This window comes from Streptomyces sp. NPDC048258 (genome assembly GCF_043201995.1).
Classification (GTDB): domain Bacteria; phylum Actinomycetota; class Actinomycetes; order Streptomycetales; family Streptomycetaceae; genus Streptomyces.
Map to the genome: position 1 here is coordinate 80,408 of NZ_JBICZH010000012.1, position 26,412 is coordinate 106,819.

Annotated in this window: 21 protein-coding genes, 2 tRNA genes and 1 pseudogene; 11 read left to right on the forward strand and 13 right to left on the reverse strand. The window is 73.8% G+C overall.

What is annotated here, in order from left to right; translation table 11 throughout:
- Positions 1 to 64 precede the first annotated feature (64 nt).
- Entirely contained in the window at positions 65 to 598 is a 534-nt protein-coding gene (locus ACGFYQ_RS25970) for a hypothetical protein (protein ID WP_393747779.1), read from the forward strand.
- A 60-nt stretch (positions 599 to 658) separates the two neighbouring features.
- On the opposite strand, the gene ACGFYQ_RS25975 is transcribed toward ACGFYQ_RS25970, so the two are convergent.
- Both ACGFYQ_RS25975 and ACGFYQ_RS25980 read right to left on the reverse strand, forming a co-directional pair.
- On the reverse strand, positions 659 to 1,567 hold the full coding sequence (locus ACGFYQ_RS25975) for a spermidine synthase (protein WP_393747781.1): 909 nt from the start codon (positions 1,565 to 1,567) through the stop codon (positions 659 to 661).
- A gap of 144 nt (positions 1,568 to 1,711) precedes the next feature.
- Complete coding sequence (locus ACGFYQ_RS25980) at positions 1,712 to 2,122, reverse strand: hypothetical protein (protein ID WP_393747783.1); 411 nt, start codon at positions 2,120 to 2,122, stop codon at positions 1,712 to 1,714.
- A gap of 280 nt (positions 2,123 to 2,402) precedes the next feature.
- Between ACGFYQ_RS25980 and ACGFYQ_RS25985 the strand changes: the two genes are divergently transcribed.
- Complete coding sequence (locus ACGFYQ_RS25985; protein ID WP_393747785.1) at positions 2,403 to 3,713, forward strand: tetratricopeptide repeat protein; 1,311 nt, start codon at positions 2,403 to 2,405, stop codon at positions 3,711 to 3,713.
- 332 nt (positions 3,714 to 4,045) lie between these two features.
- Here the strand turns inward: ACGFYQ_RS25985 and ACGFYQ_RS25990 are convergent, their stop codons facing one another.
- Positions 4,046 to 4,642, reverse strand: a complete 597-nt coding sequence (locus tag ACGFYQ_RS25990) for a histidine phosphatase family protein (protein WP_362391952.1) — start codon at positions 4,640 to 4,642, stop codon at positions 4,046 to 4,048.
- A 153-nt stretch (positions 4,643 to 4,795) separates the two neighbouring features.
- Between ACGFYQ_RS25990 and ACGFYQ_RS25995 the strand changes: the two genes are divergently transcribed.
- From ACGFYQ_RS25995 to ACGFYQ_RS26005, 3 genes are read left to right on the forward strand one after another with little or no spacing between them, the layout of a single operon-like run.
- Positions 4,796 to 5,974 (forward strand): hypothetical protein, encoded by a 1,179-nt coding sequence (locus ACGFYQ_RS25995; protein ID WP_393747787.1) that lies wholly within the window; start codon positions 4,796 to 4,798, stop codon positions 5,972 to 5,974.
- Entirely contained in the window at positions 5,962 to 7,545 is a 1,584-nt protein-coding gene (locus tag ACGFYQ_RS26000) for a hypothetical protein (RefSeq protein ID WP_393747789.1), read from the forward strand. The genes ACGFYQ_RS25995 and ACGFYQ_RS26000 overlap by 13 nt, the downstream gene beginning before the upstream one ends.
- Positions 7,542 to 8,873: an AAA domain-containing protein gene (locus tag ACGFYQ_RS26005; RefSeq protein WP_393747791.1), complete on the forward strand. Its 1,332-nt coding sequence runs from the start codon at positions 7,542 to 7,544 to the stop codon at positions 8,871 to 8,873. The genes ACGFYQ_RS26000 and ACGFYQ_RS26005 overlap by 4 nt, the downstream gene beginning before the upstream one ends.
- Positions 8,874 to 8,991: 118 nt before the next feature.
- Here the strand turns inward: ACGFYQ_RS26005 and ACGFYQ_RS26010 are convergent, their stop codons facing one another.
- Positions 8,992 to 9,465: a MarR family winged helix-turn-helix transcriptional regulator gene (locus ACGFYQ_RS26010; protein WP_393747793.1), complete on the reverse strand. Its 474-nt coding sequence runs from the start codon at positions 9,463 to 9,465 to the stop codon at positions 8,992 to 8,994.
- A gap of 113 nt (positions 9,466 to 9,578) precedes the next feature.
- Here ACGFYQ_RS26010 and ACGFYQ_RS26015 point away from each other — a divergent pair, with 113 nt between their 5' ends.
- The 4 genes and pseudogenes from ACGFYQ_RS26015 (at position 9,579) to ACGFYQ_RS26030 (ending at position 11,758) form a co-directional block, all read left to right on the forward strand.
- Positions 9,579 to 10,148: an NADPH-dependent FMN reductase gene (locus tag ACGFYQ_RS26015; RefSeq protein WP_393747795.1), complete on the forward strand. Its 570-nt coding sequence runs from the start codon at positions 9,579 to 9,581 to the stop codon at positions 10,146 to 10,148.
- Positions 10,149 to 10,332: 184 nt separating this feature from the next.
- Positions 10,333 to 10,674 (forward strand): hypothetical protein, encoded by a 342-nt coding sequence (locus ACGFYQ_RS26020; RefSeq protein ID WP_393747797.1) that lies wholly within the window; start codon positions 10,333 to 10,335, stop codon positions 10,672 to 10,674.
- A 428-nt stretch (positions 10,675 to 11,102) separates the two neighbouring features.
- Positions 11,103 to 11,694 (forward strand): annotated as a pseudogene (locus tag ACGFYQ_RS26025) (hypothetical protein).
- Positions 11,685 to 11,758: transfer RNA gene (locus ACGFYQ_RS26030), tRNA-Lys, on the forward strand. Before ACGFYQ_RS26025 ends, ACGFYQ_RS26030 begins: the two are co-directional and overlap by 10 nt.
- Before the next feature lie 64 nt (positions 11,759 to 11,822).
- Here the strand turns inward: ACGFYQ_RS26030 and ACGFYQ_RS26035 are convergent.
- Complete coding sequence (locus ACGFYQ_RS26035; RefSeq protein ID WP_393747799.1) at positions 11,823 to 13,058, reverse strand: M6 family metalloprotease domain-containing protein; 1,236 nt, start codon at positions 13,056 to 13,058, stop codon at positions 11,823 to 11,825.
- Positions 13,059 to 13,404: 346 nt separating this feature from the next.
- On the opposite strand from ACGFYQ_RS26035, the gene ACGFYQ_RS26040 reads away from it, so the two are divergent.
- On the forward strand, positions 13,405 to 15,369 hold the full coding sequence (locus ACGFYQ_RS26040) for a putative bifunctional diguanylate cyclase/phosphodiesterase (protein WP_393747801.1): 1,965 nt from the start codon (positions 13,405 to 13,407) through the stop codon (positions 15,367 to 15,369).
- A 42-nt stretch (positions 15,370 to 15,411) separates the two neighbouring features.
- Here ACGFYQ_RS26040 and ACGFYQ_RS26045 read toward each other — a convergent pair whose 3' ends face one another.
- Together ACGFYQ_RS26045 and ACGFYQ_RS26050 are read right to left on the reverse strand one after the other, a co-directional pair.
- On the reverse strand, positions 15,412 to 17,106 hold the full coding sequence (locus tag ACGFYQ_RS26045; protein WP_393747803.1) for a glycosyl hydrolase family 18 protein: 1,695 nt from the start codon (positions 17,104 to 17,106) through the stop codon (positions 15,412 to 15,414).
- A 254-nt stretch (positions 17,107 to 17,360) separates the two neighbouring features.
- Positions 17,361 to 18,494: an LLM class flavin-dependent oxidoreductase gene (locus ACGFYQ_RS26050; protein WP_393747805.1), complete on the reverse strand. Its 1,134-nt coding sequence runs from the start codon at positions 18,492 to 18,494 to the stop codon at positions 17,361 to 17,363.
- Positions 18,495 to 18,744: 250 nt separating this feature from the next.
- On the opposite strand from ACGFYQ_RS26050, the gene ACGFYQ_RS26055 reads away from it, so the two are divergent.
- Positions 18,745 to 19,503, forward strand: a complete 759-nt coding sequence (locus ACGFYQ_RS26055) for an IclR family transcriptional regulator C-terminal domain-containing protein (RefSeq protein ID WP_362391974.1) — start codon at positions 18,745 to 18,747, stop codon at positions 19,501 to 19,503.
- A 100-nt stretch (positions 19,504 to 19,603) separates the two neighbouring features.
- Here the strand turns inward: ACGFYQ_RS26055 and ACGFYQ_RS26060 are convergent.
- The 6 genes from ACGFYQ_RS26060 to ACGFYQ_RS26085 all read right to left on the reverse strand — a co-directional run.
- Positions 19,604 to 19,677 (reverse strand) — tRNA-Lys (locus ACGFYQ_RS26060).
- 48 nt (positions 19,678 to 19,725) lie between these two features.
- On the reverse strand, positions 19,726 to 20,382 hold the full coding sequence (locus tag ACGFYQ_RS26065; protein ID WP_393747808.1) for a LuxR C-terminal-related transcriptional regulator: 657 nt from the start codon (positions 20,380 to 20,382) through the stop codon (positions 19,726 to 19,728).
- Complete coding sequence (locus tag ACGFYQ_RS26070) at positions 20,364 to 21,647, reverse strand: sensor domain-containing protein (RefSeq protein ID WP_393747810.1); 1,284 nt, start codon at positions 21,645 to 21,647, stop codon at positions 20,364 to 20,366. The genes ACGFYQ_RS26065 and ACGFYQ_RS26070 overlap by 19 nt, the downstream gene beginning before the upstream one ends.
- 769 nt (positions 21,648 to 22,416) lie before the next feature.
- Positions 22,417 to 24,087 carry an AMP-binding protein gene (locus ACGFYQ_RS26075; protein ID WP_393747812.1) on the reverse strand — a complete coding sequence of 557 codons (1,671 nt, stop codon included), beginning with the start codon at positions 24,085 to 24,087 and terminating at the stop codon, positions 22,417 to 22,419.
- A 26-nt stretch (positions 24,088 to 24,113) separates the two neighbouring features.
- Entirely contained in the window at positions 24,114 to 24,707 is a 594-nt protein-coding gene (locus ACGFYQ_RS26080) for a lytic polysaccharide monooxygenase (RefSeq protein ID WP_393748094.1), read from the reverse strand.
- Between the two features lie 247 nt (positions 24,708 to 24,954).
- Positions 24,955 to 26,412: SPFH domain-containing protein (locus ACGFYQ_RS26085; RefSeq protein ID WP_393747814.1), on the reverse strand; the 1,458-nt coding region annotated here is incomplete at its 5' end.

Sequence of the window (26,412 nt, forward strand, 5' to 3'; positions counted from 1 at the left end):
CCATTCGGGGGACCCCCCGGGGTGTCGGGACACTCTTGTGGCGGGTGGTGCAGTATGTCGCCTGATGCGAAGAGGACTTGTACACGCCATGGCTTGGACGCTGGCGACCGGGGCCGCGGTGACGCTGTCGTGGTGGGGCGTGCACTCCGTCATGTCCGGCACGGCCTACGATCCTCCGCTCGCGGTGCCGCTGGCCACGCGGCCGCTGTCCTCCTCGACCCACCGGGACGGGCCCCCGCCCTCGTCCCCGGCGCCCTCCCCGACCCCGTCGGCCTCGCAGAGCCCCACGCGGTCCCCGTCGCCCTCCCCGTCCCCCTCCTCGCCGAAGCCGCCGCCGGGCCCGAGCCCGTACCCGCAGCCGGACGCGGGCGCCTCGGGGAACGTGAAGGCCTACCCCGTCTCCGGCGGCCGGGCGGTCTTCGACCTGGGCACCTCCTCGGCCGAGCTGGTCTCCGCGACCCCGGCGGCCGGCTGGCGCATGCAGGTGTGGAAGCAGGACTTCTGGATCCGGGTCACCTTCACCCGGGACGGCCGTGAGGTGTCGGTCTTCTGCACCTGGCACGACCACCCGCCGGCGGTGGAGATCGTCGACCCCTAGGCAGGCCCCTGGGGTCCGCCGGGATCGTCCCACCACTACGAACTCGTTGTACGGGAAGAGCTACCGGAAGACCGAGGGCGGCGGCTGCGGCGAGGCCACCGCCGAGGCGTCGGCGACCGGCGCGGCGCCGCCCGTGAAGTCCGCCAGGGCCCGGCCGTGCTCGACCCGCCCCGGGTGCGGGTCGCTCGCGACCCGGCGGGTGAACTCCGCGACGGGCAGCTCACGGTCGGCCGCCACCAGCACCGCGTTGCCGAAGCGCTTGCCCCGCCACACCACCGGATCAGCCGCCAGCGCCAGCTCGGCGAAGCGGGTCGCGGCCGTCGCGACCTGCCCCCGCAGATGCGCCAGCGGCGGGCCGTCCGCGAGATTGGCCACGTACCAGCCGGTGGGCGCGAGGGCACGGCGTACGTCGTCCAGGAACTCGGTGCTCGTCAGGTGCGCCGGGGTGCGCGCACCGCTGAACACGTCCGCGATCACCAGGTCCGCCCAGCCGTCCGGCACCTTGGCCAGGCCCGCCCGGGCGTCCACCGCGCGGACCCGGACGCGCGCCTGCGGATCCAGCGGCAGGTGTTCCCGTACGAACGCCACCAGCTCGGCGTCGATCTCCACGATCTGCTGGGTGGAGCGGGGGCGGGAGGCGGCGGTGTAGCGGGCGAGGGTGAAGGCGCCGCCGCCCAGGTGCACGACGTTCAGGGGCTGCCGGGCGGGCGCGACGAGGTCGATCAGGTGGCCGATCCGCCGCTGGTACGCGAAGTCCAGGTACCCGGGGTCGGCCAGGTCCACGTGCGACTGCGGGGCGCCGTCGATCAGCAGGGTCCAGGCGTCCGCGCGCTCGCGGTCGGGCTCCAGCTCCGCCCGCCCTCCGGCCACCTGCCCGGAAACCGCTTCGGCGCCGCCGCGCCCGCGCTGATCGGCCTTGCCTCGCTGCTCGGCCTTGCCCCTGCCCTTGCCTCTGTCCTTGCTCGCCACCCACCCATTGTCGCCGGTCAGCGGTGGTCGTCAGGCCTGGTCGTCAGCGGTGGTCGTCAGGCCTGGTCGTCAGCGGTGGTGGTCGCCGGTCGTCAGCGGTGGTGGTCAGTGCCGGTCGTCAGCGGTGGTGGTCAGTGCCGGTCGTCAGCGGCAGTTGTCCGCGGCCTCGATCAGCCGGGCGGCCTCGCCTAGCGCCGCGCGCAGCACCTCGGGGTCGGTGACCGGCCCGACGGCCTCCGGCGGGAGCAGCCAGCCGGTGTCCCCCGCGATGGGCGAGGCCTGGTCGCCGAAGCGCATCCCGCGCCCGTTGGTCTGCGTACACGCGCTGCCGGGCAGGTCCCAGGCGTCGGCGGTGCCGGGCGGGACGAGGAAGCCGAGGGTGTCGCCGGATCCGTCGTGCAGGACGGGCCCGACCCCGCCGGCCACCTGACTCGCGGCCCGGCGGATGATGTCCACCGCCTCCAGCCCCTGCCGGGTGGGCACGGTCACCAGGTCCGGAGCGGCGGTCGCGGTCGCACCGGGCTCGGGCGCGGTGTTCGTTCCAGTGCTCTCCATGCCGGCCTCCACCAAGGGAACCCCTCCTCGATCCGCGTACGAGCCGGGAGCGGTCAGTCGCCTCCCACTCCGCATGGGTTCAACGCACGGGAACGTCAACGGGTGCGGCGGCAAGACGCTGCAAAGGATGGCAGTTCATGGCGGATCGTGGGTGAGATATCCGTTTTGTAGCCAATAACCGCGTGAACGTCCCCTCGCTGGCGGTACGTTCATGCGCGCCGGTCCACACCCTCACACGTCACGCACCGGCGCTGCGTTCCTTGCCAGAGAGGCCACGTCCATGGCGGCGTCCCCCCACTCACCCAACTCCACGTTCCGGCGGCTGCGCGGGCAGCACTCCCCGGCCGAGTTCGCGGCGCTGGTGCGCCGGGCGGCCAAGGAGATCGGAGAAACGGTTTCCTGCGACGCCCGCTACATCGGCCGCGTCGAGTCCGGCGAGATCCGCTGCCCCAACTACGCGTATGAACGGGTCTTCCTCCATATGTTCCCCGGCCGCGCCCTGGCCGACCTGGGCTTCTCACCGCGCGAGGCCGTACGCGGCCGCTCCGCGCAGCGCGACCCCCGCACCACTTCCCACCTCACCAGTTCCAAGGAGAGCGACGTGCTGCGTCGCGCGTTCATGGCGGGCGGCTCCGCGACCGTGGCGGCCGCGACGATCGGCCTGACCCTGCTCGGCGACACCCGCCGACTGCCCTCCCGCGCCGGCGAGTCCGAGGCCGCGGCCGTCGAGGACGCCGTACGCCAGATCCGGCTGCTCGACGACAGGCACGGGGCCGATGCCCTGTACCGCAGGGCCGCCGAGCCGCTGCGGGCCGCCTACGCGCTGCTCGACGCGGGGGCGACCCGGCAGTCCACCGAGGACCGGCTGCACTCGGGCGCCGGCGAACTGGCCGTCTCGGTCGGCTGGCTGGCCCATGACTCCGGCCGGTTCGACGACGCCCGCTCGCACTACGCGGAGGCCCTGGCGACGGCCCGGGTGTCGGGGGACGCGGGCCTGGAGGCGCACGCGTTCAGCAACATGGCCTTCCTGGCCCGGGACTGCGGCCGCTCCCGCGAGGCGGTACGGGCGGCCCAGGCGGGCCGCCGCGCCGCCCGCTCGCTGGGCTCGCCGCGGCTGCTCTCCCTGCTGGCCCTCCGGGAGGCGGGCGGCTGGGCCGGACTGTCCGAACGCCGGTCCTGCGAGGAGGCGCTGACCCGGGCCCACACCGAGTTCTCCCGGGGCGAGACGGGCGCGGACCCCGAGTGGATGTCCTTCTTCGGCGAGGCCGAGCTGGAATCGCTGGAGGCCAGGTGCTGGGCGGCGCTCGGCGAGCACGCCCGCGCGGCGCGGCACGCCCGGCGCGCCGCCGACCTCCAGGATCCGCACTTCGCCCGGAACGTGGCCCTCTACACCGCCGAACTCGCCGGTGACCTGGCCCACGCGGGAGCCCCCGACGAGGCCGCCTGGGCGGGCGGCCGGGTGCTGGACCTCCTGACCGAGGTCCAGTCCACCCGGGTCCGGTCCATGCTCTCGGACACGGCCCGCGCCCTGGTCCCCCACCAGCCCTCACCCCGCGTGGGCGCGTTCCTCACCCGACACGCGACCGCCTGACGCACCACTGCCGGCGGGGCCGGCTCGCGCCCCGCCGTGCCGGCATCAGCCAAATCCAGCCCCGCCGCCGTTTGAGGCGCCAGGCACGGGGCCGCACCCCGACCCTGACCCCGCCAGGCCCAACCCGGCCCCGCCGGCGTTTGAGGCGCCAGGCACGGGGCCGCACCCCGACCCTGACCCCGCCAGGCCCAACCCAGCCCCGCCGGCGTTTGAGGCGCGGGGTGCGGGGCGGAGCCCCGGTCTTTGAGCCGTGCCGGCGATCGAGGCGCGGGTTCGGGCAGCGCCCGGAAGGGCCGCGCAGCGGGGCCGGCAGGCCTGGCGGCCGCGCCCGGCTACGCGTCGAGGTGACCGGTGTCGTTCCAGCGCTCCAGCGCAGGGGCTCCGTACGCCCAGCCGAGCACCGACAGCGAGGTCGGCTCCAGCCGGATCCGGGCGCCGAAGGAGGCCTCGAAGCCGAGCCAGCGCGCGGCCAGCGTCCGCAGGATGTGCCCGTGCGCGAAGACGAGGACGTCGCGCTCCGCCGACCGCGCCCACGCGACCACCTCGTCCGCCCGCGCCGCGACATCGGCGACGGACTCGCCGCCCGGAACCCCGTCCCGCCAGATCAGCCAGCCCGGCCGGACCGCCTGGATCTCGGCCGGCGTCATGCCCTCGTAGTCCCCGTAGTCCCACTCCATCAGCGCGTCCCACGGCTCCGCCTGGACGCCGAAGCCCGCCAGGTCGCAGCTCTCGCTCGCGCGGACCAGCGGACTGGTGCGGACCTCGACCCCGGGCAGGCCCTTCCACGGGTCGCGGGCCAGCCGCTCGCCGAGCAGCTCCGCCCCCCGCTTGCCCTCCTCCAGCAGGGGCACGTCCGTGCGTCCGGTGTGCTTGCCGAGCTGGGACCACGCCGTCTGGCCGTGGCGGGCCAGCAGGATGCGGGGGGCCATGTGAGTTCTCCCGGTACGGTTTTGTCAGAGTTCGCGCGCTTTTACGCTGATTCCGTCGTCCGTACATCATCCAACACATGAACGGCGGGCAGCTCACCGCCGCTTTCCGCCGTAAGTCCACGATTGTCAGTGGCGGATGGGACACTTCCGCCCGTGAGCTCCTACCCGCCCAGCAGCGCTCCGCAGACGACACTGCGGCAGCGGCTCGCCGGCCTGCGCGGTCCGGCCGTGCCGCCCCGCCCGCTCGACGCCCGGGCGCTGGCGGCCCTCGCCGCCAACCCCGGCTGCGGCAGACGCGCCCTGCTCGACGGCGCCGGCGTGGACAAGACCGCCCTCGCCTCGGCCCTCGGCTCCCCCGCCCCCTTCGGGCAGTCGCAGTTCGCCATCGTCCGCGGGAACTCCTTCGAGGCCAAGGTCAAGGGCGACGGCGGGGCCGAACTGCTGCGGCTGGTGTACGAGCACCTCGGCGCCGGGTCCGAGCCCCCCGGCCCGGCCGCCCACGTCCCCGACCTGACCGCCGCCGGCCCCGAGGGCCGCGCCGCGCGGACCGCGCTCGCCCTGCGCGAGGCCACGACCACCGGGCGCGGCACCGGGGCCTGGACCCTGCTGGACCACCCGATGCTGGCCCTGGAGGTGGCCGGCTCCCCCGCCTATCTGGAGCCGGACGCCGTCGTCGTGCATCCCGACGGCCGCTGGACCGTCGTGGAGATCAAGTCCTTCCCGATGATCGACGGGGCCGCCGACGCCGCGAAGGTGGGCGCCGCCGCCCGCCAGGCCGCCGTCTACGTGCTGGCCCTGGAGAAGACCGCCGAGAAGCTGGCCGGCGCCGAGGTCGGGCACACGGTGCTGCTGGTCTGCCCCAAGGACTTCTCCAACCTGCCCACCGCCGCGCCCGTCGACATCCGCCGCGAGCGCTCCGTGACCCGGCGCCAGCTGGACCGGCTGACCCGGGTCGAGGAACTGGCCGCGGCGCTGCCCGAGGGGCTGAGCTTCGACCCGGCGCGCACCGCCGAGGAGCTGGCCGAAGCCGTCTCCGCGGTGGACGCCGCCTACGCCCCCGAGTGCCTGGCCGCCTGCGAGCTGGCCTTCCACTGCCGGGAGCAGGCCCGCGCAGCGGACGAGGTGACCGCGCTGGGCCGTTCCGTACGGGGTGAGCTGGGCGCGCTGACCACCGTCGAGGCGGCCCTCGCGGCGGCCGCCGGGAAGGGCTGCGCCGAGGATCCGACCGCCGATGCCCTGCACCGCGCGGCCCGGCTGCGCACCGAGGCGCTGGAGTGCGCCGCCGCTCCTCCTCCGCACCACGTCCCGGAGGCCCCCGAATGCCCCTGCTGAGCACCCTGGCCCGGCTGGAGGCCGTCCGCGCGGGCCGCGCCCAGCCGCTCGCGACCGTCCGGCACCGCCACCTGGGCGAGACGCCGATGGTCTTCGTGCCGCTGACCACGGCCGGTGAGGCCGGGGCTCCGCTGGGCGCGATGGTCGGGACCGACCGGCACGAGCCGCGGGTGTTCGTGATACCCCAGCCGCGCGACCGGGACCTGCGCTGGACGTTCCTCGCCGACCTGGCGGTCCATGTGCTGGCCCACATCGACGCGTACGCGGACGCCGTGGAACCGGCCGAGCGCAGCGAGACCGACCCGGAGACGGGCAAGAGGGTCAAGGTCGAGACCGAGCTGTGCGTGGACGCGCCGCAGCTGATCGTGCCGAGCCGGGCGGGCATCGAGTACGTGCGGCTGCTCGGGCGGTCGATGCGGTTCCGGCGGACGGCCGAGGAGGATCCGGAGAATCCGTATCCGGCGCCCGCGCGGGTGCCGATGCTCGGGCGCTGGTTCACCCACCTCGCCGAGCGCTCGCGGGTGCCCGGGTCCTCGATGCTGCTGTCGGCGACGGACCTGCTGTCCCGGCACTGGGCGACCGGCCAGAGCAACCTGGAGGACCAGCACCTCGGCGCGCTGCTGGGCTGGATCGACCCGCCGGAGGGCCGGTCGGGGGCCGAGGCTGCGTTCCAGGCGGAGCTGGGCCGCGACAGGGACGGCCAGCTGCTGTGCCCGCCGGCCGGTCCGGCGACGGACCCGGCCTTCGACAACAAGCTGCTGGCCCCGGCGATCGCCCGCTACGACGCGGCGCGCGCGGCCCTGGCGGCCCGGCCCGAGGACGACGACCGCGAGGTGCGGACGGCCGAGGAGACCGTGCGCCGGCTGGTCGTGTCCCAGATGTCGAGCACCTGGTGGATGACGTGGGAGGCGATCGACCTGCTCCGCGGCCTGCCGCCGGGCGAGCGCGCGGACGAGCGCTGGACGCGCGACCGCTGGTCGTACACCGGCCACCGGGACCGGGTGCGGGCGGGCGAGCCCCCGCAGCCGCGCCGCGACGACGCGGTGACGGCGGCGCAGAAGCTGGCCACGCGGGAGACCGAGCAGGTGCGGCTCGACGCCCAGGAGGCGCTGGACGACCCCCTGGTGATGGCGGGCCGGCGGCTGACGGGCGAGGCCTTCGCCGGTGAGGTCACCGAGGTGGTGATGGAGTGGACGGAGTCGAAGCGGCCGAGTCCGCGCCCGCTGGTGACGGTGGCCACGGAGGACCGGCCGCAGCTCGCGGAGGGCGGCGGCGGGAAGGTGTTCCGCTCGCTGGACGGTCGCCCGCAGTCCGCCGCCTTCGTACGCTACGAGGAGGACGGGCAGCTCGTGCTGCGGCTGCTGGACAAGATGGGCCGCGGCAGGGATCCGGAGCCGGGCTCGGTACCGGAGAAGGGCGACCGGGTGTGCTGGACGCTCTTCGAGCACGACGCGCGCGGCGGCCCGAAGCTCCCGGACCCGGAGCAGACCCCGTGGACGCACGGCGGCCCGCCCGGACACCTGACCGCGCCCGCACTGCCCGACCCCGTGACCGCCGAGGACGTGCTGTGAACTCCTTCGACCCGGGGGCCGCGGCCGCCCAGGCGACCGCCGCCATCCTGCACGACACCCTGCACGGGACCGAGCGGGGCGTGGTCGTCGACTCCCCGCCCGGGGCCGGCAAGTCCACGCTCGTCGTCCGGGCGGCCCGGGAGCTCGCCGCGGCCGGGCGCCGGCTGATGGTGGTGGCACAGACCAACGCGCAGGTGGACGACCTGGTGCTGCGGCTCGCCGACAAGGACCCGGAGCTGAAGGTGGGCCGGCTGCACAGCAGCGACGGGGACGCCTACGACCCCGCGCTGCGCGAGCTGCCCTCGGTGACGCTCTCCGCCAAGCCCGGGGATCTCGCGGAGCTGCCGATCACCATCTCCACGGCGGCGAAGTGGGCCTTCGTCAAGGACGCCGAGCCCTGGGAGCACGCGATCGTCGACGAGGCGTACCAGATGCGCTCCGACGCGCTGCTGGCCGTGGCCGGGCTGTTCGACCGGGCGCTGTTCGTGGGCGACCCGGGGCAGCTGGACCCCTTCAGCGTGGTGGGCGCGGAGCAGTGGGCGGGCCTGTCCTACGACCCGTCCGCCTCGGCGGTGACCACCCTGCTCGCCCACAACCCGCAGCTGCCGCAGCACCGGCTGCCGGTGTCCTGGCGACTCCCTGCGACGGCCGCGCCGCTGGTCTCGCGGGCGTTCTACCCGTACACGCAGTTCCGCAGCGGTACGGGCCCGGGCGAGCGGCGGCTCTCGTACGGCGTCCCCTCGGACGGGTCGGGCCCCGACCGGGTCCTGGACGAGGCCGCCGAAGCGGGCTGGGGCCTGCTGGAACTGCCCGCGCGGCACACCCCGCGCACCGACCCGGAGGCGGTCCACGCGGTGGCCCTGGTGGTCCGCCGGGCCCTGGACCGCGGGGCGGTGACCTCCGACGAGCAGTCCTCGGGGCCGGCTCCGCTGACGGCCGACCGCATCGCGGTGGGCACCGCCCACCGCGACCAGGCGGCCGCGATCCGTGCGGCCCTGGCCTCGCTGGGCGTCACCGGGGTGACCGTGGACACCGCGAACCGCCTCCAGGGCCGCGAGTACGACCTGACCGTGGTGCTCCACCCCCTGTCGGGCCGCCCGGACGCGACGGCCTTCCACCTGGAGACGGGCCGCCTGTGCGTGCTGGCCTCCCGCCACCGGCACGCCTGCGTGGTCGTGGCCCGGGCGGGCATAGCGGAACTCCTGGACGACCACCCCTCGACGGAGCCGGTTCAGCTGGGGGTGACGGTCAAGTTCCCGGACGGCTGGGAGGCGATGATGGCCACGTGGGACTTCTGGTCGAACCACCGCGTCCGGTGGCGACCATAAGGCAAGGGTGATTCGGGACCCCATGCGCCTCTAGGTGGGCAGGGCGCGTGGGTCTCACTCAAGAGGCACTGAAATCCCCGCCCGCTCTGGCAGCGCGATCGAGGCCCCGCCAGCCCTCCTAGGCCTTCCGCTCGATGCCCATGCGGGTGCGCAGGACCTCGCCCACCTCGGCGAGGGTGCGCAGTTGCTCCGGGGTCAGGATGTCGATGAGGTGGCGGCGTACGGACTCCACGTGGAGGGGGGCCGCCGAGGTGATCGTGCCCAGGCCGGCCTCGGTCAGGACCACCTCCGCGCCCCGGGCGTCGGCCGGTACCTCCTCACGGCGGACCAGGCCCCGTTGCTCCATACGGGTGAGCTGGTGGGACAGTCGGCTGCGCGACCACTGCATCAGGACCGCCAGGGCGCTGATCCGCATGCGGTGGCCCTCCGTGGAGCCGAGCACCGACAGGACGTCGTAGTCGGCTTCGGAGAGGCCGCTGTCCTGGTTGAGGTCGCGCGCGATCCCGGCGTTGACCAGGGGAAACATCCGCCGCCAGGCGTACCAGGCGTCCATCTCGGGCTCGGTGAGCCAGCGGGGCTCGGGTGCGGTCATGGGGGCACTCTAATCAGATTGATGACACATCACCTATCTGGTTGACATGTCACGCACTCGCGGGTTTTATAGGTGACACATCAACAACCGCACCGAACGGGGAGCCCACTCCTATGACCCGCCTGCACGTCATCTCCGCCGCCACCCGCCCCACGTCCGCCGGACGCCCGCTGTCCCGGTGGGTCACCGAGCAGGTCCGCGCGCGGGGCGGCTTCGAGGTCACGCCCGTCGACCTCGCCGAGATCGCGCTGCCCTTCCTGGACGAGCCGGAGTACGCCTCCACCGGCGTCTACACCCACCAGCACACCCGCGACTGGAGCGCCCTGGTCGACTCCGCGGACGCCTTCCTCTTCGTCCTGCCGATGTACAACGGCGGCTTCACCGCGCCCTTCAAGAACGCCATCGACTTCCTCTACAGCGAGTGGCGGGACAAGCCGGTCGGCCTCGTCAGCTACAGCGCCGGCCCCACCGGCGGCGCCCCGGCCGCCGAGATGCTGCTGCCCGTGCTCAACCGGCTCGGCATGCGGCCCGCCGAGCGGTCCGTCGCGATCCCCGGCATCTCCGGGCTGGTCGGGCCGGAGGGGTTCACCGCGCCGGAGGGGCTCGCGGGTGAGCTGGCCGGCGTGCTCGACGACGTGGCGGAGCTGGCCGCGCGCCGCGCCGCGGAGGCCGTCACGGTGTGACGGACCGCCGAGGGAACACCCCGCGGCCGATCACGTGGTCGACTCCCCCGCCACTGGGCCCGTCGGCCTCCTCCCGCACCTCATCGGCCGTACGGGTGTTCCACCCGGCCGCTGTGCGCTCTTGCGCGGCGTTGGACAATGGACGGTGGCCCGGAAGGATTTCGCACGCAGCAGGAGGACGCGCATGGCAGAGCCCGAGCGGACCGAGCGGAGGCTGCGGCCCGCGCCGTTGCTCTTCGAGCCCTCGGAGGCCGCCACGGACCCGGAGCACTTCTTCGACCTGGAGTCGATCGAGGACCCTCGCGAGCTGCTGGCCCGTGCGACCGAGCTGACGCTGGCCTTCAGAGCGGCGCAGGATCGGGCGGTGGAGTTCCAGGCCCTTGCGGCGGCGCAGCTGGCGGACCCGCGGCGGTTCGACCGGCTCTCGCCGGCGGTGATCGCCGAACAGGCGGAGTGGACAGAGGACTACGCCCGCAAGATGATCGAGTTCGGCGAATCCCTCCAACGAGGCCCGGACACCCTCTGAGAAATCCCGCCCGGGCGGCCGCGCAAGCTCCCGGGGCTCCACCCCGGACCTCCCCCAGACTCCATCCGGGGGGACCCCCACGCCTCAATCGCCGGCGGGGCTTCCTGCTGCCTCCGGCGGCGCCTCAAATGCCGGCGGGGCTGGATTGGGCCGACGTCAGCCTGCGGGTGCGCGCGGCGCAGGGCGGGGCCGAGCTTGCGCTGCGCGCAGGCAGCGCGGCACCGGCCAAGTCCAGCCCCGCCGGCGTTTGAGGCGCGGGGGTTCGGGGGCGAAGCCCCCCACAACGGCGCGGCACCCGCCGACACCCGCACGGCCAAGCGCAGCGGACTGGCAGCGGACCGGCGGAACATACCCCAGCAACACCCATCCTGTCCCGGTTTCCGCTAACTCCAGGAAACCGGCCCGTTACGCCCAGTACACCTGGGCATATGACAACCCTGACGACCGCCGCCGGCTGCCCCGCCCACGACGTACGCACCGCGCCCGCGACCCACGTCACCCCGCAGGGCGCCGCCTGGCTCGTCTCCGCGTGCGCCCACCCGCGGAGCACGCTCGCGGCCTGGGAGGCCCGGCCCACCGCGCCGGCCGTGCTGCCCTGCGGGAACGCCTTCGACGTCGTCAACGTCCCGGTCGTCCTCGGCCGCCGCATCGTGGACCTGCTCCGGGCCCAGGGTCCGGGCTCCGGCCCGGTCGCCGTGCACCGCGGCCGCATGCTGCTCTTCGCGGCCGCCGGCACCGCCCACCGGCTGCCCGCCCTGCTGGCGTGGGAGGAGTGGGGAGGCTCCCGTACCGTCCCGGCGCCGCTGTGCCACGGACTCGGCGACGCCGTCACCGTGCCGCCGCTGACCGGCACCCCCGGCCCCTCGCGCTGGCTGGTCGCCCCCGACGCGCGCCTGCCCTGGCTGCCCGGACCCGAGGCCCTCCTCTGGGCCTTCGTCCGCGCCGCCCGAGCTGCGGATATCGATTTTTCGTTCCGCGGATCCGGATGCTAATGTCTACGACGTCAGCAGGCGCCGCTAGCTCAGTTGGTTAGAGCAGCTGACTCTTAATCAGCGGGTCCGGGGTTCGAGTCCCTGGCGGCGCACAGACGGAGGAAGGCCCCCACTCATCGAGTGGGGGCCTTCTTCGTATCCCCTCCGTCCCCTCCGTCACGTCGTGATCTTCACCGTGTACGCGCCCGACCGGGTCCGGTCCGCCACCTCGATGGTGATCCGCTCCCCCGGAACGGTGTACGTCTCGCCCACCTCCAGCGGCGCGTCCGCCAGCGGCGGGTACACCGAGCGGTCCCAGCACGCCTCCGTCGACGGATGGGCGTCCAGGACCTCGATCGGGCCGCCGCCCGAGGCCGCCTCGTTGCGGACCCGGTAGACCAGGACCCCTTCCGTGCAGGTGTCCCCGTCGTTGCCGGCGGAGCCCCGCGCCTCGACGGCGATCGCGCTGCCGGGGCCCGTACGGACCACCGCGAGCCGGGTCCCGCCCGTACCGCCCGTCGCCGGGGCCTCCGCCAGCGGCAGCAGGGTGTGCAGCGAGGAGCCCGACTGCACGCAGTCCACCTGAGCGGCCTCCAGCCAGCCCAGCTTCCACTTGTGCCAGGCGAAGAGGTCCGGGGACATCCCGAACTGGCTGCCCATCACGTCCCAGTCGCCGACGTACGTGTCCCAGTCGCCCTTGCCGTCCGTCGGCCGGTGGTAGAGGTCGGGCAGGTCGAAGACGTGCCCGGTCTCGTGGGCGAGCACGTTGCGGTCCGGCGGATGCCGCTCGAAGACGGTGACGATCCGCCGCAGGTCCGTGCCGTCGGCGCGGATCGGACGGTCGAAGTTGACGACCTTCGTGGCGTCCGAGTCCACCCCGGGCGCGTCCGGGTCGGCGACGAAGTAGACGACGTCGTACTTGGCGAAGTCCACCCCGGGGTCGGCGGCGGCCACCGCGTCCCGCAGGTACGCCGCCCGGTCCTCGGGGGCCCAGTCGCGGTGTATCCCGTACGCGACGGACGGCTTGGGCATCCGGATCCACTGCTTCTGCGGGTGCGGGACCAGGTTGAAGCGACCGTACGAGGCCTTCTCGAAGAAGTCGCTGGTCGCGGGGAAGTAGTCGCCGGCGATCTCCTCCGGCCGCAGGGTGGTCCGGTGGTCGGGGAAGGAGAGGAAGACCATGACCGCGTTGAGGGTGCGCTCGGGTCTCGGGTAGGCGCGGTTCCACGAGTCGAGGCCCAGCGAGTGGTGGGCGTCGGTACGGGTCAGCGCGCAGGGCCCGGACCCGGGTTCGGCCACCGCGGGTCCCGCGACGAGCGACATGGCGGCGAGCGCCGTCAGGGAGGTGAGCGCCGCCGCCGCGCTTCGGATGCGGGAGCGTTCCACTCCCCCGGGTGTCTCCTGTCGCGGCACATCGACCTCCGGTGGTGGATTCGTACCATCTCGTCCACCTTGAGGCGCTTGTCTTACTAATGCCCTGTTCCGCTGCCCCACACGAGTGAGCAATACGGCAAGCCGGTGACCCCCGGGATTCACGCGACTGCCTACAGAACGTCACGACCGATCACGCGAGATCAGCAGCCGTCTCCGCACGCTCAGAGCCGCGCAGAAACGATCGCGCGCGCTTCGGCCGCCAATCCGTCATCACGCCGAACTCCCGCCCCTCGCGCGGCGACGCCGCTGGATGGGGCCTCCCGGCAGCCTCTATGATCGGCACACTTTCCTGCACGGACACTCACGAGCACTGCGGGAGCCAACGGTGAGCGGAACCTCAGAAGGAACCGGTTCGGCGGCCGACAGCATCCGATCGGCCATTACGGAGCGTCACGCGGCAGTGTCGGCGACGGCAAGCCCGTCGCGAGCCCCGTCGCGCGACGAGTCCGAACGGCGCGACTACCGGGCCGCGTTCAACGCGGCCCACCTCCCCATGGCCGTCGTCGACCGCGACGGCTACGTCGTCGCCGCCAACCAGGCCTTCGCCGGCCTGCTCGGCGCCGAGCCCCACGCCCTCGTCCACCGGTGCGCCGCCGATCTGGTGGACCTGGCCGCCGAGGCCCGCACCTGGGCCGCGTACCAGGAGGTGCTCCGCGGGCGGCAGGCCCGGCTGCGCTGCACCCGCCGCCTCAAACACCCCGACGGGCATTCGCTGTGGACCGAGGTCACCCTGGGGCCCGTACCCGGGACCGGCGACGTCCTGCTGTCCGTCGCCGACATCAGCGACCGGCGCGACCTCCAGGCGCGCCTGCGGCACCTCCAGATGCACGACCCGGTCACCCGGCTGCCCAACCGGGCGCTGTTCTTCGAGCGGCTCTCCGCCGCCCTGGAGGCGGACTCGTACGACCACGGCGGCGGCACCGGCCGGATCGGGCTGTGCTACCTGGACCTCGACGGGTTCAAGGCGGTCAACGACACGCTCGGCCACCGGGTCGGCGACCGGCTGCTGGCCGCCGTCGCCGCCCGGCTGACCCAGTGCGCCGACCAGTCCGGGTACGGGCGCACGAGCGGGCACCTGGTGGCGCGGCTCGGGGGCGACGAGTTCGCCCTGCTCGTCGAGGACTCCACCGGCACCGAGCAGCTCGCGGACCTGGCGCGCAGCGTGCTGGCCTCCGTCCAGGAGCCGTTCGACCTGGCCGGTCAGCGGCTGTCGGTCTCCGCGTCGATCGGGGTGGTGGAGCGGGCGACGGCCGGGACCTCGGCGACCGGGCTGATGCAGGCCGCCGACACGACGCTGTACTGGGCGAAGGCGGACGGCAAGGCCCGCTGGACCCTCTTCGACCCGGAGCGCAACGCGCACCGCATGACGAGGCAGGCGCTCAGCTCCACCCTCCGGCCGGCCGTCGAACGGGGGGAGTTCGAGCTGGAGTACCAGCCGCTGGTCGACCTGGAGAGCGGATCGGTGCGCGGGGTGGAGGCCCTGGTGCGCTGGAACCACCCGCAGTTCGGCACGCTCACGCCGAATCGGTTCATCGGAATTGCGGAAGAGGACGGATCCATCGTCCAGTTGGGGCAGTGGGTGCTGCGCACGGCCTGCCGGCAGGCGCGGCGCTGGCAGATCGAGCAGCCCAGCGACTCCCCGGTCTTCGTGTCCGTCAACGTCGCGGTGCGGCAGGTGTGGGACTCGGACCTGGTGGGCGATGTCGCGGAGATCCTGGCCGAGACGGGGCTGGCGCCGCAGCTGCTCCAGCTGGAGCTGACCGAGTCGGCCGTGATGGGCTCGGCGGGCCGGCCGCTCCAGGCCCTCCAGGCGCTGAGCGACATGGGGGTGCGGATCGCGATCGACGATTTCGGCACCGGGTACTCGAACCTGGCCTACCTCAGCCGGCTGCCGGTCTCCGTACTGAAGCTGGACGGCTCCTTCGTACGGGGCTTCCGCTACGAGGAGGGAACCCACCCGAACCCGGCCGACGAGACCATCGTCGAGGCGCTGGTCCAGCTCGCGCACCGGCTGGGCCTGACGGTGACGGCGGAGTGCGTGGAGACCGCCGGGCAGGCGGCCCGGCTGCGCCGCGTCGGCTGCGACACGGGACAGGGCTGGCTCTACTCCCGCGCGGTGGCCCCGGACGTGATCGCCCGCATGATCGACCGCCAGGTGGCGGCCGCCGCCGCTGCCGCTGCTGCTCCGGCCGCCACCGCTGCCACGGCTGCCACTACGGCCTCTGCCGCCGCGCCCGCTGCCCCCGCGCCCGCGCCGTCCGACGGAACTGCCCCGCACCCTCTGGTCTGAGGGGGCGGGGCAGGCCGTCGCTCGGCGCGGGGTGGGGGGAGTTCAGCAGGCGCCGAGGTCCTTCCAGACACCCCATTCACCGGTGGTGCCCGGCGTCTCGTTCTGCGTCCACCACTGGGCCTTCCACTTGTGCCCGTTGTACGAGACCTCGCTGCCGCCGGTGTAGACCGTGCCCGCGACGTACGCCGGGGTCGAGCCGCAGCCGGTCGGCGGGGTGGTCGTGGGCGTGGCGGTCGGGGTCGCGGTCGCCGTCGGCGTCGCGGTGGGCGTGGGAGTGACCGGCGGCTGCGTGCTGCCGCCGAGGGCGTCCGAGATCTGGTTCAGCAGCGTGGTGTTGTTGTCCAGGCCGAGCAGGGAGTACATCATCGCGCCGGCCAGGCCGCGCTGCTTGCCGTAGTCGACGCGGGCCTGGACGGACCGCTGGTTCAGGCCGGTGAAGAACTCGCCGTCCTTGTAGAAGTACGAGGCCTTGGCCTGGTCGTCCCAGAAGGTGGTCGCCGGGTTGTCGACGATCCCGCCGAGCTCCTTGTACAGCGCGATGCCGGCCTGCTGGCTGGTGGGCCGGGCGCCGGAGGCGCCGGTGGCGGACTGGGCGAGGCCGTTCGTGGTGCCCGCCGGAACGCCCTTCCAGCCGCGGTAGTAGAACTCGTAGCCCAGGGTCAGCTTGTTGGCCGGGAAGCCGCCCGCGATGCCGTAGGCCGCGTTGCCGTCGATCCAGGAGTCGATCGCGTTGTCGATGCTGTACTTCTCGGTGCCCGGCGCGATCGGGTCGGTCGGGTCGCCCGCCGAGGGCTGGAGCGGGGACTGGTGGTACGTCGGCCCGTCGCCGTCCCAGGCGCCGTGCATGTCGTACGTCATGATGTTGGCGTAGTCGAGGTACTGACCGATCTTGTCGGTCTCGATGTACTTGATCTTGTCCTGGCCGGCCGGGAGCGCCGAGGTCAGCAGGTACTTCTTGCCGCCGTTGGCCGCGCCGTAGGCGTCGAGCTGCGTACGGAACTCCTTGAGCAGGAGCGTGTAGTTGGCCTTGTCCTCGGGGCCGTAGTTGTTGCCGAGGTGGCCGCCGGAAGAGCCGGGGTACTCCCAGTCGATGTCGATGCCGTCGAAGATCCCGGCCGCCGTGCCCGCGCCGCCGTAGCCGCCTTCGACCGGCAGGTTGCCCTTGATGTACTGGTCGATGCAGGAGGAGACGAACTTCTTGCGGCTGGCGTCGGTGAGCGCCGCGTTGTGGAAGTACTTCGAGTACGTCCAGCCGCCCAGCGAGATGTTGATCTTCAGGTGCGGATATTTGGCCTTCAGCTGCTTGAACTGGTTGAAGACGCCGACGATCGGCTGGTTCCAGGTGTCGGCGACCCCGCTGACGCTGTCCGCCGCGCCGAAGGACTTCTGGTAGTCGGCGTACGAGTCGCCCGCGCCGTCACCGGCGTTGGGGTTGTTGTCGTCACCCGCCGCCTTGTTCGCCTCGAAACAGGTGAGGTCGGTGGGGTGGATGTTGCCGAACGAGTAATTGATGACGTCCAGCTTGCCCGCTATGCCGCGGGTGTCGAGGTGCTTGGGGTAGAAGGCGTTCCCGTACACGCTCCACTGGTCGTAGTAGGCGATCTTCACGCCGCCCGCGCTGACGGTGGCGGAGGCGTCGGCGGCCTGGGCGGTGCCGAATCCCGCGAAGGAGGCGAGCGCTCCGGCTGCCAGCGCGGCCGTGGCGGCGGCCGCGATGAGGGGTTTACGGATGTGCATGAACTGCCTCCGGGGGGTGGGAGGGGAGGGCATCAGCTTCAGGTGAGAGAAGAGATAGCGATCACTCCGCACCCCAGTCAATGGTTTGGACCAAAGAAGGACTAGACCACTGAAGGGCCAAACGCCCTCGTCAGAGACCTGAGCGCGCGTCAAAAACCGCTCGCCACCCCGGGTGACGAGCGGTTTAAGGATCCCTTAGGCCATGCTCCGGCAAGGTTTCGGCAACGAACCAGCCAAACCCCGTTCGTATGCGGTCAGGTCCGGTCCGAGCCCGCCGCCGGCATCCCGTACGCATCTGCGACGAGCCCGTAGGAGTGCAACCTGGCCGCCCCGCTGTGGGCGTTGGCGGTCAGCATCAGCTCGTCCGCGCCCGTCCGCCCGGCGAGGTCGTCGAGCCCGGCGCGGACCTCGTCGGCGGTCCCGTGGACGATGTTCGCGAGCCAGCCGTCCACGAATTCCCGCTCCAGCGGGGAGAAGGGGTACGCCGCCGCCTCCTGCGGCGTCGGGACCAGCCCGGGCCGCCCGCTGCGCAGCCGCAGCATCGACAGCGCGCCCGTGAGCACCTGGGCGCGCGCCTCCGCCTCGGTGTCGGCGGCCAGCGCCGAGACGCCGATGACGGCGTACGGGGCGTCCAGGACGGCCGAGGGGCGGAAGCTCTGCCGGTAGAGGTCGAGCGCGGGCAGGGTGCCGGCCGCCGAGAAGTGGTGGGCGTAGGCGAAGGGCAGGCCCAGCTCGCCCGCGAGGCGGGCACTGAAGCCGGAGGAGCCGAGCAGCCACAGCGGCGGCCGCCCGACGGGACCCTGCACCGGGCCCGGTACGGCGTGCACGCGGGCGTACGGGTGCCCGTCGGGGAAGTCGTCGTCGAGGAACCGGGTGAGCTCCGCGAGCTGCCGGGGGAACTCCTCCGCGGCCTCGTCGAGCCGCCCGGGCCCGCGCAGCGCGGCGGCCGTGCGCCCGTCGGTGCCCGGCGCCCGGCCGAGTCCGAGGTCGATCCGCCCCGGGGCGAGCGCCTCCAGGGTGCCGAACTGCTCGGCGACGGCGAGCGGGGCGTGGTTGGGCAGCATGATCCCGCCCGAACCGAGCCGGATGCGGGAGGTGTGCGCGGCGAGGTGGGCCAGGATCACGGCCGGGGAGGAGCTGGCGACCCCGGGCATGGAATGGTGTTCGGCGACCCAGTGGCGGTGGTAGCCGCGGGACTCGGCGAGCCGGGCGATCTCCACGCTGGTGCGCAGGGAGGCGTGGGCGGTGCTGCCGGCGCCCACGGTGACGAGGTCCAGGACCGAGAGCGGTACGGGCGCCCGCCCCCGCGCGGTGCCGCGGATCCCGTCGCGGCCCTCCTGCCGACCGGCGTCCTGATCGGCGTCCCTGGCGTCCCCGGCGTCACTCATCGTCGCTCCCGTCTCGCTCTCACGTCCGTACGACGCCCGTACGGCACCGTACGAGGAATTCGAACCATGGCCGGACGCCGGGCATTCCCGGCACACCGGGGCGACGCCCGTGACCATGGCATATGCCAGCGGCGTAGACCCAGGCAGGAGGCAATGATTGAGCCATCAATCTCCCCAACAGGCGCTCCACATGGGCCTCTTGATGGCTATCGTGGTAGGGCAAGCGGTAACAACCTGGTAGGGGGAAACCGTGGCGCTGAAGCCCGAGCCGACCGCGCCGTTCCACTCGGTGCAGTACGCACTACGCGTACTCGAAACGATCGCACGGCACACCGGCGGTGTGACCGACGTGCAGATCGCGCGTGAGACCGGCCTGCCCGCAGTCCATCTCGCCCCGATGCTGCTCATGCTGCGCCGGGAGGGATACGTACTGCAGGTGTCCGACGGCGCCTATGCCATAGGCGATTCCCTCGTCCTGCTCGGCTCCGGCGTCGACCGGCAGCAGGCCCTGACGGACAAGCTGCAGGAGACGCTGGACCGGCTGCGGGACTCGGTCGGCGCGGCCGTCTACATCAGCCGGTACGTGGACGGCGAGGTCAGGATCACGCAGTTCGCGGACAGCCCGCGTACCCCGAAGGTGCACGAGTGGGTCGATTTCCGCTCCGCCGCGCACGCCAGCGCGGTCGGCAAGTGCCTGCTGACGCAGCTCGACCTGAACGGGCGGCGCGACCACCTGTCCCGCCACAAGATCGCGCGGCTCACGTCGAAGACGATCGTGAACGAGCGGATCCTGTTCTCCAAGCTGGACGCCCAGCCGGCCACCGTGCCCGTCCTGGACCTCCAGGAGTACGCCGTGGGCACCGTCTGCGCGGCCGTCCCGATCACGGCCGGGGCCTCGGTGGGCTGCCTGGCCCTGTCGATGCCGGTCGAGCACGCGCACCGGCTGCGTGCCGCGGCGGAGGTGCTGAACCGCAAGGCCGCGCCGCTGCTGCTGTCGCTCACGCTGTAGCGCTCGGGGCGCCGACGCTCCGGCGGGCGTCGGCCCGGAAAACGTCGGGGAAAACACTTCGGGCGGTTCCCGGTGAACCGGAAACCGCCCGAAGGACAGGTGCGCCGCCAGGGACTCGAACCCCGGACCCGCTGATTAAGAGTCAGCTGCTCTAACCAACTGAGCTAGCGGCGCCTGCTGACAGAGAAAATACTACCTGGTCCTCAGGGGTGCTCAAAACCATCAGCCGCGGAGGTACGCGAGGACCGCCAGCACCCGGCGGTGGGTCTCCTCGGCGGGCGGCAGGTCGAGCTTTCCCAGGATGTTCCCGATGTGTTTGCCGACGGCTGCCTCGGACACCACCAGGTCCCGGGCGATGGCTCCGTTGGACTTCCCCTCCGCGACCAGGCCCAGCACCTCCCGCTCGCGCGGGGTCAGCGCAGAGAGCGGATCGCGCCGCCGGCGCAGCAGCTGGCGTACGACCTCCGGGTCCACCACGGTGCCGCCGCCGGCCACGGTGACCACCGCGTCGAGGAACTGCTCCACCTGCCCGACGCGGTCCTTCAGCAGGTAGCCGACGCCGCTGCCGTCGCCCGAGTCCAGCAGGTCGGCCGCGTACGAGCGCTGCACGTACTGGCTGAGCACCAGTACCGGGAGGGCGGGGCGGGCGGCCCGGAGCTCCACGGCGGCGCGCAGTCCCTCGTCGGTGAAGCCGGGGGGCATCCGTACGTCGGTGACGACGATGTCCGGCGCGTGTTCGGCGACGGCGGCGCGCAGCCCGTCCGCATCGCCCACGGCGGCCTCCACCCGGTGGCCGAAACGCGTCAGCAGGCCGACGAGGCCCTCGCGCAGCAGCACTCCATCCTCGGCGAGGACGACTCTCAGGGACTCACCGGGCACGGGATCTCCAGGCTCAGGACGGTCGGCCCGCCGGGCGGGCTGGTGATCGTCAGTGTGCCATCGAGGACCGCGATCCGGTCGGCGAGTCCGGTCAGTCCGCTGCCGGCGGCCGGGTCGGCGCCGCCGCGGCCGTCGTCCCGTACATCGATGAGCAGCGCGGTGCCGGTGTGCCGGGCGGTGAGCGCGGCGCGGGCGGCGCCGCTGTGCTTGCCGATGTTGGCGAGGGCCTCGCAGACACCGAAGTAGGCGGCGGCCTCGACGGACTCGGGCAGGCGGGGCAGGCCGGGATCGATGGCGTCGGTGTCGACGGGGAGGGCGGACCGCTCGGCGACGTCGGCGAGGGCGCCGGTGAGCCCGTAGTCGGTGAGCACCTGGGGGTGGATGCCGTGGATCAGTTCGCGCAGCTCGGTGAGGACCTTGCCGGCCTCGTCGTGGGCGGCGGCCAGCTGGTCGGCGAGCGGTCCGGGCGGGGCGTCGAGGCGGGCGAGGCCGAGGCTCATGGTGAGGGCGACGAGCCGCTGCTGGGCGCCGTCGTGGAGGTCGCGCTCGATCCGGCGGCGCTCGGCCTCGAACGCGTCGACGAGGCGGGCGCGGGAGCGGGTGACCTCGGCGAGGCGGCCGCGGAGTTCGCGCTCGCGGGGGGCGAGGAGCGCGCGGGTGAGGGCGGCGCGGGCGCCGGCGAAGGCACCGAGGGGATAGAGGAGCGCGGGGAGCAGCACGGCCCCGGCGGCGGCGCAGGCGAAGGCGGCGGGAGCGGAGGTGACCAGCCAGACCTTGAGCACCTTGACCTCGCCGTCCCCGGCGAGGGCGAGCTGGAGCGGGGTGGTGAGGAGGACGAGCGGGACGCCGAGGAGGACCGCGAGGGCGGAGAGGTCCACCCACCAGAGCAGGAAGCCGTGCAGGAGCGCGTAGCCGAGCTCGCGCCAGGTGGCCTGCTCGCGGTAGCGCAGCCGGGCCCAGGCGGCGAGGCCGGGCTCGGCGGGGGTGCGGTGGGGGCTGGGGGCGGGGTCGGGGTCGGGGTCGGGGTCCACGAGGCGCAGCCGGCGGCGTTCGACGGCGCCGAGGGGTAGTCCGGCCAGGCCGAGCAGGGGCAGCCCGATGAGCAGGATGCCGGTGCCGGTCAGGAGGACGAGGGCGAGCAGGACCGGGATGCCGGTGAGTACCCCGCCGGCCAGATAGCCGGCGGCGCGCCAGGGCCATGCGGAGCGGAGGTATCGGCCGCGGGCCATCGCCTGCCAGGGGCTGCGCGCGTCGTCGTGGTCCATGCGGACCAAATTAGGCGGGCCGGGGCCGGCCGGACCATGGCCCCAGGGGGTGTCCGGAGGTATCCCTGGCCCTACCCCGCCCTACCCCGCCCGATCCTCCGCCCGACCCGCTGCCCGGTCGCCGCCCGGCCGCTGCGCGGAGCCGTTCCCCTACCCACCCTTCCCCCGTTCCCCGAGCTCCGCCCGGCCCCGCGCCTCATACGCCGGCGGCGGCTCAACCGCCTGGGGCTCCGCCCCAGCCCCCGCGCCTCAAACGCCGGCGGGGCTGGGTTGTGCCCGGCGGGGCTCGCCGGTGCGGCGCCGCTACCGGGGGGCCGGCCCCCGGACCCCCGCGCCTCAAACGCCGGCGGGGCTGGATGGTGCCCGGCGGGACTGGATTGCCCGCAGGGCAATTCCAGCCCGCCCGGCGCTTGAGGGCGTACCCGCGCCGAAGGCACCGGTCCGGAGCGCAGCCATACCCAGCCCCGCCGGCGATTGAGGCGGGGGGCTCGGGGCGGAGCCCCCGGTCTTGAGCCCCGCGGGCACAACCCAGCGCCGCCGGCGATTGAGGCGTGGGGCAGAGCCCCGGTCCTCAGCCTCGCGGGCACAACCCAGCCCCGCCGGCGTTTGAGGCGCGGGGCGCGGGGCGGAGCCCCGGTCCTCAGCCTCGCGGGCACAACCCAGCCCCGCCGACGTTTGAGGCGCGGGGCGCGGGGCGGAGCTCCGGGTCTTGAGCCCCGCCGGCGATTGAGGCGTGGGGCCGGAGCGCCCGGCAGGGGTGCCGCACCCGCTAGTGGTCCAGGAGCGGCAGGCGGCCCTGGGAGTCGTACGCCGCCAGCAGAGTGGACAGGGCGGGCTCGTCCAAGGGGCGGTAGCCGTCGGTCGGGGACCGGAACCAGACGGGGTCCCCGCAGCGGAAGCCCGCGCGGCGGAGGGCCGCGCGGTGGATCTTGTTCGTCGCCGTGACGGGCATGGTCGGGACCAGCCGGATGTACCGCGGGGACATCTTCGTGCCCAGGTCCGGCTGCGCGGACAGGAACGCCGCGAAGGCGTCCGGGTCGAAGACCGCGCCCTCCCGGAGGGACAGCGCCGCCATGACCTGGTCACCCGCCACCTCGTCCGGGACGGCGTACACCGCGACCGCCGCCGCGTCGGACCACCGGGCCAGGATGTTCTCGATCACCGCGGCCGCCAGGTTCTCGCTGTCGACCCGGAGGCGGTCGTCCGTGCGGCCCGCGAAGTAGAGGAATCCGTCGGCGTCCCGGAAGAAGAGGTCGCCCGTCCAGTACCAGCCGTCCCGCGTACGGGCGGCCTCCGCGTCCGGGTTGCGCCAGTACCCCTCGAACAGGCTGCGGCCCCGGTTGACCAGCTCCCCGATCGCCGCGGAACCGTTCAGCAGGCGGCCTCGCGGGTCCAGCACCGCGGCCGGGCACTCCTCGCCCGTCTCCGGGTCGATGACCGCCAGGTCGTCCCCCTCCCCCGCCCGGCCCAGGGCGCCCGGCGGGGTGTCCGGGGTGTGCTGGACCGAGGCGCCGCCCTCGGTGGCCCCGTAGCCCTCCACCAGCCGGACCCCGAACCGCTCGGCGAAGCGCGCCGCGTCCACCGCCCCGGCCTCGGTGCCGAAGCCGAGCCGCAGGGTGTGCTCGCGGTCGTCGGCGCGCGGCGGCGTGGCCAGCAGGTACTGGACGGCCCGCCCGACGTAGGTGAAGTACGTCGCCCCGTACGCGCGTACGTCGTCCAGGAACGCGGAGGCCGAGAAGCGCCGGCGCAACGCCACCGCGGCCCCGCCCGCGAGCGCCGGGAGCCAGTCGGCGATGACGGCGTTGCCGTGGAAGAGCGGCATGCAGACGTAGTGGACGTCCCCGGGCGTGACCGTGAACCGGCGGGCCAGCGCGGACCCGGCGGCCGCCAGCCGGCCCTGGGTGCAGATGGCGGCCTTGGGGGCGCCGGTGGAGCCCGAGGTGAAGTAGAGGAGCAGCCGGGTGGCCGGGCCGGGGGCGGCGAGCGTCGCTTCGCCCGGCTTGGCGGCCGCGTACGGGGCGAGCAGGGCCGCGTACTCCTCGGTGCCGGTCACCAGGAGCCGTACGCCCGGCAGGTCGAGGCCGCGCAGCAGCGGCAGGTGGGCTCGCTCGGTGACCAGGATCCGGCAGTCGGTGTGCAGGATGTCGCGTGCCAGCTCGGGGCCGCGCCGGGTGGGGTTGATCCCGGCGACGGCGGCCCCCGCGAGGGCCGCCGCGCCGAGCCAGAACGGGAACTCGGGGGTGTTGTCCAGCAGCACCCCGACGTGCGGTTCGGCCCCCGGAGGCATGAGGTCGACGAGGAGCGCGGCGCGCGCGGCCGCCTCCTGGGCGGTCCGGTGGTGGGTGAGGATGCCGTCCTCGTGCTTCAGCCCCGGCCGGTGGTCGCCCCATTGGCGCGCCATGAGCTCCGCGACGGTCTCGGGTGCAGTCGTCGTCCGCATGCCGCCGGAGAATAGCTGACGCTTCGTCAGAACTGAACGTCGGAGCAGGCGTAGAAGGCGTTGGCCGTGTCGTTGATGGTCCAGACGGCCAGGATCACGTGCCGGCCGGTCCGGCCACTCGGCATGGCGCCCTGATGGACGGTGGTCATGGCGGGCCGGGCGCCGTTGTAGGCGACGGTGAGGAAGGGCTGGGGTTCGAGGTCGGCGCGGGTGAGGGCCTTGGTGCCGTTCCATCCGTTCTTGGTGACGTAGTACTTGAAGTCGGTGGTGGAGTGGTTGGCGGTGAACTGCCACCGGAAGCCGTAGCTCTGCCCGCTGGTCACCTTGGTGGCGGGCCAGGCGCCGCCGCGGGGGTCGTCGAGCTCCGCGAACTGCGGCAGGCCGGCGGAACATATCTTGCCGTCGGCGGGGCCGGCGGCCGGGAACCCCTTGAGGCCCTCGACGCTCTGCGGCTCCCACTGGATGGCGCCGCAGTTCGGGACGGTCTTGTTGGCGCAGAGCTTCTGGCGGCTGATGGGGGTGTCGGTGTAGCCGTGGCCGCTGGCGCTGGGGGCGCCGAGGAGGGTGATTCCGGCGACGAGGCCGAGGCCGAGCGCGGCGGCGCCGGCCCGTCCGGGCATGCGGAGGTTACGCATGATGCTCCTTGAACGTGGGGGGAGTTCGACGAGAGCGTGCGCACGCGTGGGGATACTTCAGGTCTAGACCAAGTCTCAGATTATTGACGAGAGTTGGCCATGTCCATACCAATGGAAGAACGGGTGGTCCGGTCCGTTCCGGCCACCCGTTCCCGTGTCCCCCGTGTCCCCCGTGTCCCCCGTGTCCCTCATGTCCCCCGGGCCCACCGCGTCCCCCGCGGCCCCCGCGGCCCTACTCGGAGCGCCCCGTGTAGAAGGCGACCGTGAGGTCCTTCACCAGCGCCTTGCGCTCGTAGTCGTCGAGCTCGACGAGCCCGCGCGAGGTCAGCCGGTGGACGGTGTCGTCGACGGCGTCCACGACCGAAGTCAGCACGGTGTCGCGGTGCTTGGCGTCGATCGCCGCGACCCGGCGGCGGCGCATGGCCTCGGCGACCTCGGCCGCGTACTCGATCCGGGTCGGCTGGGCCGAGAAGACCTCGATCCCGACGGCCTCGGTCTCCGCCGCCAGCATCCGGGTCAGCGCGTCGCCGACGGCCTCGGCGTCGCGCAGGGTCGGGGCGTCCTCGTGGAAGGCGTCGGCGGGCAGCTGGGACAGCACGCGGGCCATGGCGGATTCGACCTGTTCGGCCAGGTACTCCACGTGGTCCCCGACGGCGAGGGTGGCCCTGGCCGTGTCCTTGACCTGCCAGACGACCTGCACGACGACCTGGAGGGCGAGGCCGCCGGAGTCCACGGCGGGCATGGGGTCACTGCGCCAGTGGCGCAGCCGTACGTCGATCCGGCGGCGCAGGAGGAGGGGGCTCACCCAGGTCAGGCCGGTACGGCGGACCGTGCCGCGGTAGCTGCCGAAGAGGGTGAGCACCCAGGCGTGCCCGCTGCGGATGCGGCCGAGGCCGCCGAGGGCGAGGAGGGCGACGATGCCGAGGAAGGCGAGCGGGGGCCAGTGGGTGGCGCGCAGGCCCTGGTAGGCGCGGGGGGCGGCCCCGAACGCGGCCACGATCACCGGGGGGACGACCCCGGCCCGCCAGAGCACGGCCGCGCAGCCCGCGAGGGCGAGGCCGCCGACGCCCACGCCGATCCAGCCGGGCAGCACCGGGCCGCGGTGCTCCCGGAGCCGGTCGTCGCCCCGGGGGACCCGGCGGCCGGGAGCGGGGCGGGGGGTGACGGACCGGGCGCGCGTGCCCGCGCCCGCGGCGGGCTCGGCGGCGGGGACCGGCATGCGGTTCGGCTCGCCGCGGAAGGGCAGGTGCACCGGCACCTCGGTGACCGCGGCGCCGCGGCGCCGCCCGAAGCGGGGGGCGTGCTGGGTGTGCTCCTCCCCCGGCTTCTCCAGCCCGCGCGCCACGGCCTGGGCGACGATCTCGGCCACCCCGGGGCCGGGCACGCCGGAGCGCTCGGACTCGTGCCCGGCCACGACGACGGCCTCCGCCTCGGCGGCCCCGAGCTCCGCCTGCGGGCCGGCTCCCTGCGGTTGAGCCGCGGCGATCTGTGCAGCCCTCGCCTCCGGCGCCCGCTCCGGTCCGGAGCCCTGCGGACGCACCGCGGCGGCCTGGGCAGCCCTCGGCTCCCGCTTCGGTCCGGGGTCCTGCGGACGCGCCGCGGCGGCCTGGGCAGCCCTCAGTTCCAGCGCCCGCTCCGGGCCGGGACCCTGCGGACGCGCCGCAGCGGACTCGGCTTCGGCGAGCCGCAC

Excerpts from the sequence above, each read along its gene's own strand:
- ACGFYQ_RS25970 (WP_393747779.1), top strand. The coding sequence starts at position 65 with ATGCGAAGAGGACTTGTACACGCCATGGCTTGGACGCTGGCGACCGGG.
- ACGFYQ_RS25980 (WP_393747783.1), bottom strand. The coding sequence starts at position 2,122 with ATGGAGAGCACTGGAACGAACACCGCGCCCGAGCCCGGTGCGACCGCG.
- ACGFYQ_RS25985 (WP_393747785.1), top strand. The coding sequence starts at position 2,403 with ATGGCGGCGTCCCCCCACTCACCCAACTCCACGTTCCGGCGGCTGCGC.
- ACGFYQ_RS25990 (WP_362391952.1), bottom strand. The coding sequence starts at position 4,642 with ATGGCCCCCCGCATCCTGCTGGCCCGCCACGGCCAGACGGCGTGGTCC.
- ACGFYQ_RS26000 (WP_393747789.1), top strand. The coding sequence starts at position 5,962 with ATGCCCCTGCTGAGCACCCTGGCCCGGCTGGAGGCCGTCCGCGCGGGC.
- ACGFYQ_RS26010 (WP_393747793.1), bottom strand. The coding sequence starts at position 9,465 with ATGACCGCACCCGAGCCCCGCTGGCTCACCGAGCCCGAGATGGACGCC.
- ACGFYQ_RS26015 (WP_393747795.1), top strand. The coding sequence starts at position 9,579 with ATGACCCGCCTGCACGTCATCTCCGCCGCCACCCGCCCCACGTCCGCC.
- ACGFYQ_RS26020 (WP_393747797.1), top strand. The coding sequence starts at position 10,333 with ATGGCAGAGCCCGAGCGGACCGAGCGGAGGCTGCGGCCCGCGCCGTTG.
- ACGFYQ_RS26045 (WP_393747803.1), bottom strand. The coding sequence starts at position 17,106 with ATGCACATCCGTAAACCCCTCATCGCGGCCGCCGCCACGGCCGCGCTG.
- ACGFYQ_RS26050 (WP_393747805.1), bottom strand. The coding sequence starts at position 18,494 with ATGAGTGACGCCGGGGACGCCAGGGACGCCGATCAGGACGCCGGTCGG.
- ACGFYQ_RS26070 (WP_393747810.1), bottom strand. The coding sequence starts at position 21,647 with ATGGACCACGACGACGCGCGCAGCCCCTGGCAGGCGATGGCCCGCGGC.
- ACGFYQ_RS26075 (WP_393747812.1), bottom strand. The coding sequence starts at position 24,087 with ATGCGGACGACGACTGCACCCGAGACCGTCGCGGAGCTCATGGCGCGC.
- ACGFYQ_RS26080 (WP_393748094.1), bottom strand. The coding sequence starts at position 24,707 with ATGCCCGGACGGGCCGGCGCCGCCGCGCTCGGCCTCGGCCTCGTCGCC.